Genomic DNA, 5,397 nt, shown 5'->3' with positions numbered 1-5,397 from the left:
GGCTGTAGGTGTGATCTGGTTCCGAAGGTAGACCGCGCTGTCCTGACTCAAATGTCAGGAAATATGTCGTGAACAAATCTCCTGATCCAGTCATTTCCAATACGCGAAGCCCGCAAATCCAGGGATAAAACCGCCATTTTTCCCCACGCCTGCTAGTGTTGTTCGAGGCCCCGCCGCGGGGCTGCGTACCGATGACCGAATATGTCGCAGCATCGCAAGCACGGGCCTTGCCGCACTCGTTAAGCTGCGCAACGGATGGACACCTGTAAAGACATTGCCGGGTTGCCCGGCAGTCGTTTTTGCAGATGCCCATCCTTGGAAGGTGAATGTGACCTGAGTGTCTCGTCCAGCTTCACCCACCTGTCGCCCTGTTTCCTCTGCCCGAGAATCAGGAGCCGGGTGACAGGTTGCCCCGAACAGGGGTTTTGCACGCGACGCTTCCATCAATAACAAGCCCAAGCGGAGTACCACAGATGGCGTTCTTCACCGCAGCCAGCAAAGCCGACTTCCAGCACCAACTGCAAGCGGCACTGGCGCAGCACATCAGTGAACAGGCACTGCCACAAGTGGCGCTGTTCGCTGAACAATTCTTCGGCATTATTTCTCTTGATGAACTGACCCAGCGCCGGTTGTCCGACCTCGCCGGCTGCACACTTTCCGCCTGGCGCCTGCTTGAGCGCTTTGACCACGCGCAGCCGCAAGTGCGCGTCTACAACCCTGACTACGAACGCCATGGCTGGCAGTCGACCCACACCGCGGTCGAAGTGCTGCACCACGACCTGCCGTTCCTGGTGGACTCGGTGCGTACCGAGCTGAACCGTCGTGGCTACAGCATCCATACCCTGCAGACCACCGTGCTGAGCGTGCGTCGCGGGGCCAAGGGCGAGTTGCTGGAAATCCTGCCAAAAGGCACCCAGGGCGAAGGCATCGAGCAAGAATCGCTGATGTACCTGGAAATCGACCGTTGCGCCAACGCCGCCGAGCTCAATGTCCTGAGCAAGGAACTGGAGCAGGTACTCGGTGAGGTCCGCGTGGCGGTCGCCGATTTCGAGCCGATGAAAGCCAAGGTCCAGGAGCTGATCGACGGCGTCGACACCAGCCAGTTCACCATCGCCGCTGACGAGAAGGGCGAGATCAAGAGCTTCCTCGAATGGCTGGTGGGCAACCACTTCACCTTCCTCGGCTACGAAGAGTTCGTGGTTCGCGAAGACCAGGAAGGTGGTCACATCGAATATGACCAGGACTCCTTCCTCGGCCTGACCAAGCTGCTGCGCGCCGGCCTCACCGCCGAAGACCTGCGCATCGAAGAATACGCCGTGAACTACCTGCGCGAAGCGACCCCGCTGTCGTTCGCCAAGGCGGCCCACCCAAGCCGGGTGCACCGTCCTGCGTACCCTGACTACGTGTCGATCCGCCAGATCGATGCCGATGGCAACGTCATCAAGGAATGCCGCTTCATGGGCCTGTACACCTCCTCGGTGTATGGCGAAAGCGTGCGGGTGATTCCTTACATCCGCCGCAAGGTCGAGATCATCGAGCAGCGCTCTGGCTTCCAGGCCAAGGCCCACCTGGGCAAGGAACTGGCCCAGGTGCTGGAAGTACTGCCCCGTGACGACCTGTTCCAGACCCCGGTGGACGAGCTGTTCAGCACCGTGATGTCGATCGTGCAGATCCAGGAACGCAACAAGATCCGCGTGTTCCTGCGCAAAGACCCGTACGGTCGTTTCTGCTACTGCCTGGCCTACGTGCCACGCGACATCTACTCCACCGAAGTGCGGCAGAAGATCCAGCAAGTGCTGATGGATCGCCTCAAAGCCACCGATTGCGAGTTCTGGACCTTCTTCTCCGAGTCCGTGCTGGCCCGTGTGCAACTGATTCTTCGGGTCGACCCGAAAAACCGCATCGACATCGATCCGCTGCTGCTGGAAAAAGAAGTGGTGCAGGCCTGCCGCAGTTGGCAGGACGACTACGCCAGCCTGGTGGTGGAAAGCTTCGGCGAAGCCCACGGCACCAACGTGCTGGCGGACTTCCCGAAAGGCTTCCCGGCCGGCTACCGCGAGCGTTTCGCCGCGCATTCGGCCGTGGTCGACATGCAGCACCTGCTGAGCCTGAACGAAAAAAATCCGCTGGTGATGAGCTTCTACCAGCCGCTGGGCCAGGTCTCGGGCCAGCGCGAGCTGCACTGCAAGCTGTATCACGCCGACACCCCGCTGGCCCTGTCCGACGTCCTGCCGATCCTGGAAAACCTCGGCCTGCGCGTGTTGGGTGAGTTCCCGTACCGCCTGCGCCACAACGGTGGCCGCGAGTTCTGGATCCACGACTTCGCCTTCACCGCTGCCGAAGGCCTGGAACTGGACATCCAGCAGCTCAACGACACATTGCAGGACGCGTTCGTGCACATCGTGCGTGGCGATGCCGAGAACGATGCGTTCAACCGCCTGGTGTTGACCGCCGGCCTGCCATGGCGCGACGTGGCGCTGCTGCGTGCGTATGCGCGTTACATGAAGCAGATCCGCCTGGGCTTCGACCTGGGTTACATCGCCAGCACCCTGAACAACCACACCGACATCGCTCGCGAGCTGACCCGGTTGTTCAAGACCCGTTTCTACCTGGCGCGCAAACTGTCGGGCGACGATCTGGAAGACAAGCAGCAACGCCTGGAACACGCGATCCTCAGCGCCCTGGACGACGTCCAGGTGCTCAACGAAGACCGCATCCTGCGTCGCTACCTGGACCTGATCAAGGCCACCCTGCGCACCAACTTCTACCAGACTGACGCCAACGGCCATAACAAGTCGTACTTCAGCTTCAAGTTCAACCCGCACCTGATTCCAGAACTGCCAAAGCCGGTACCGAAGTTCGAAATCTTCGTTTACTCGCCGCGCGTCGAAGGCGTTCACCTGCGCTTCGGTACTGTGGCGCGTGGCGGCCTGCGCTGGTCGGACCGTGAAGAAGACTTCCGCACCGAAGTCCTGGGCCTGGTAAAAGCCCAGCAAGTGAAGAACTCGGTCATCGTGCCGGTGGGCGCCAAGGGCGGCTTCCTGCCGCGTCGCCTGCCACTGGGCGGCAGCCGTGACGAGATCGCGGCCGAGGGCATCGCCTGCTACCGCATCTTCATTTCGGGCCTGTTGGACATCACCGACAACCTGAAGGACGGCGCCCTGGTGCCGCCGGCCAACGTCGTGCGCCATGACGACGATGACCCGTACCTGGTGGTGGCGGCGGACAAAGGCACTGCGACCTTCTCCGACATCGCCAACGGTATCGCCATCGACTACGGCTTCTGGCTGGGTGACGCGTTCGCTTCCGGTGGTTCCGCCGGTTACGACCACAAGAAAATGGGGATTACCGCCAAGGGCGCGTGGGTGGGCGTACAACGTCACTTCCGCGAACGCGGCATCAATGTGCAGAAAGACAGCATCACCGTGGTTGGTGTCGGCGACATGGCCGGCGACGTGTTCGGTAACGGCCTGTTGATGTCCGAGACCCTGCAACTGGTGGCGGCGTTCAACCACCTGCACATCTTCATCGACCCGAATCCTACGCCTGCCAACAGCTTCGCTGAACGTAAGCGCCTGTTCGATCTGCCACGTTCGGCCTGGTCGGACTACGACACCAGCATCATGTCCGAAGGCGGCGGGATCTTCTCCCGTAGCGCAAAAAGCATCGCGATTTCCCCGCAGATGAAAGAGCGCTTCGACATTCAAGCCGACAAGCTGACCCCGACCGAACTGCTCAATGCCTTGCTCAAGGCACCGGTGGACCTGTTGTGGAACGGCGGTATCGGGACGTACGTCAAGGCCAGCAGCGAAAGCCACGCCGATGTCGGCGACAAGGCCAACGATGCACTGCGGGTCAACGGCAACGAACTGCGCTGCAAGGTCGTGGGCGAGGGCGGTAACCTGGGCATGACCCAACTGGGTCGTGTCGAGTTCGGCCTCAATGGCGGCGGCTCCAACACCGACTTCATCGACAACGCCGGTGGCGTGGACTGCTCCGACCACGAAGTGAACATCAAGATCCTGCTCAACGAAGTGGTGCAGGCTGGCGACATGACCGACAAGCAACGCAACCAGTTGCTGGCGAGCATGACCGACGAAGTCGGTGGCCTGGTGTTGGGCAACAACTACAAGCAGACCCAGGCCCTGTCCCTGGCAGCCCGTCGCGCCTTGCCGCGGATTGCCGAATACAAGCGCCTGATGAACGATCTGGAAGGCCGTGGCAAGCTGGATCGCGCCATCGAATTCCTGCCGTCGGAAGAGGCCATCAACGAGCGCGTTGCGGCAGGCCATGGCCTGACCCGTGCCGAGCTGTCGGTGCTGATCTCCTACAGCAAGATCGACCTCAAGGAGCAGTTGCTGGGCTCCCTGGTGCCGGATGACGACTACCTGACCCGCGACATGGAAACCGCTTTCCCGCCGACCCTGGTGAGCAAGTTCTCCGAAGCCATGCGTCGTCACCGTCTGAAGCGCGAGATCGTCAGCACCCAGATCGCCAACGACCTGGTCAACCACATGGGCATCACCTTCGTGCAGCGACTCAAAGAGTCGACCGGCATGAGCCCGGCGAACGTGGCCGGCGCCTATGTGATCGTGCGCGACATTTTCCATCTCCCGCACTGGTTCCGCCAGATTGAAGCGCTGGACTACCAAGTCAGCGCCGACGTGCAACTGGAGCTGATGGACGAGCTGATGCGCCTGGGTCGCCGTGCCACGCGCTGGTTCCTGCGTACCCGTCGCAACGAGCAGAACGCGGCGCGTGACGTGGCGCATTTCGGTCCGCACCTGGCAGCCCTGGGCCTCAAGCTCGACGAGCTGCTGGAAGGCCCGACCCGCGAAGGCTGGCAGACCCGCTACACCGCCTACGTCGATGCCGGCGTGCCGGAGTTGCTGGCGCGCATGGTTGCAGGCACCAGCCACCTGTACACCTTGCTGCCGATCATCGAGGCCTCGGATGTCACCGGGCAGAACGCCGCGGACGTGGCCAAGGCCTACTTCGCCGTGGGCAGCGCGCTGGATATCACCTGGTACCTGCAACAGATCAGCGCACTGCCGGTGGAAAACAACTGGCAGGCACTGGCCCGTGAAGCCTTCCGTGATGACGTCGACTGGCAACAGCGGGCGATCACCATCTCCGTCCTGCAGCAGGGCGACGGCAGCCTGGATGTGGAAACACGCCTGGCCCTGTGGATGGAGCAACACGAAGGCATGATCGATCGCTGGCGTGCCATGCTGGTGGAAATCCGTGCCGCCAGCGGTACCGACTACGCCATGTACGCGGTGGCCAACCGTGAACTGCTGGACCTGGCGTTGAGCGGTCAAGCGGTAGTGCCTGCCACTGCCTGATTGAGCGCTGAATAAGAAAGCCCCGTATCGAGAGATGCGGGGCTTTTTTATG

1 protein-coding gene is annotated in these 5,397 nt (G+C 61.6%); it reads left to right on the top strand.

What is annotated here, in order from left to right:
- The first annotated feature begins 473 nt into the window (after nucleotides 1-473).
- Nucleotides 474-5,345 carry an NAD-glutamate dehydrogenase gene (locus H7995_RS27895; protein WP_166591173.1) on the top strand — a complete coding sequence of 1,624 codons (4,872 nt, stop codon included), beginning with the start codon at nucleotides 474-476 and terminating at the stop codon, nucleotides 5,343-5,345.
- The last annotated feature ends 52 nt before the right edge of the window (nucleotides 5,346-5,397 follow it).

It is taken from the genome of Pseudomonas kielensis (genome assembly GCF_014236655.1).
Taxonomy (GTDB): Bacteria; Pseudomonadota; Gammaproteobacteria; order Pseudomonadales; family Pseudomonadaceae; genus Aquipseudomonas; species Aquipseudomonas kielensis.
This window is presented reverse-complemented; position numbering and strand designations above follow the sequence as displayed.

Bases quoted from the DNA above. Each gene is read 5' to 3' on its own strand.
- H7995_RS27895 (WP_166591173.1), top strand. From the start codon at position 474: ATGGCGTTCTTCACCGCAGCCAGCAAAGCCGACTTCCAGCACCAACTG.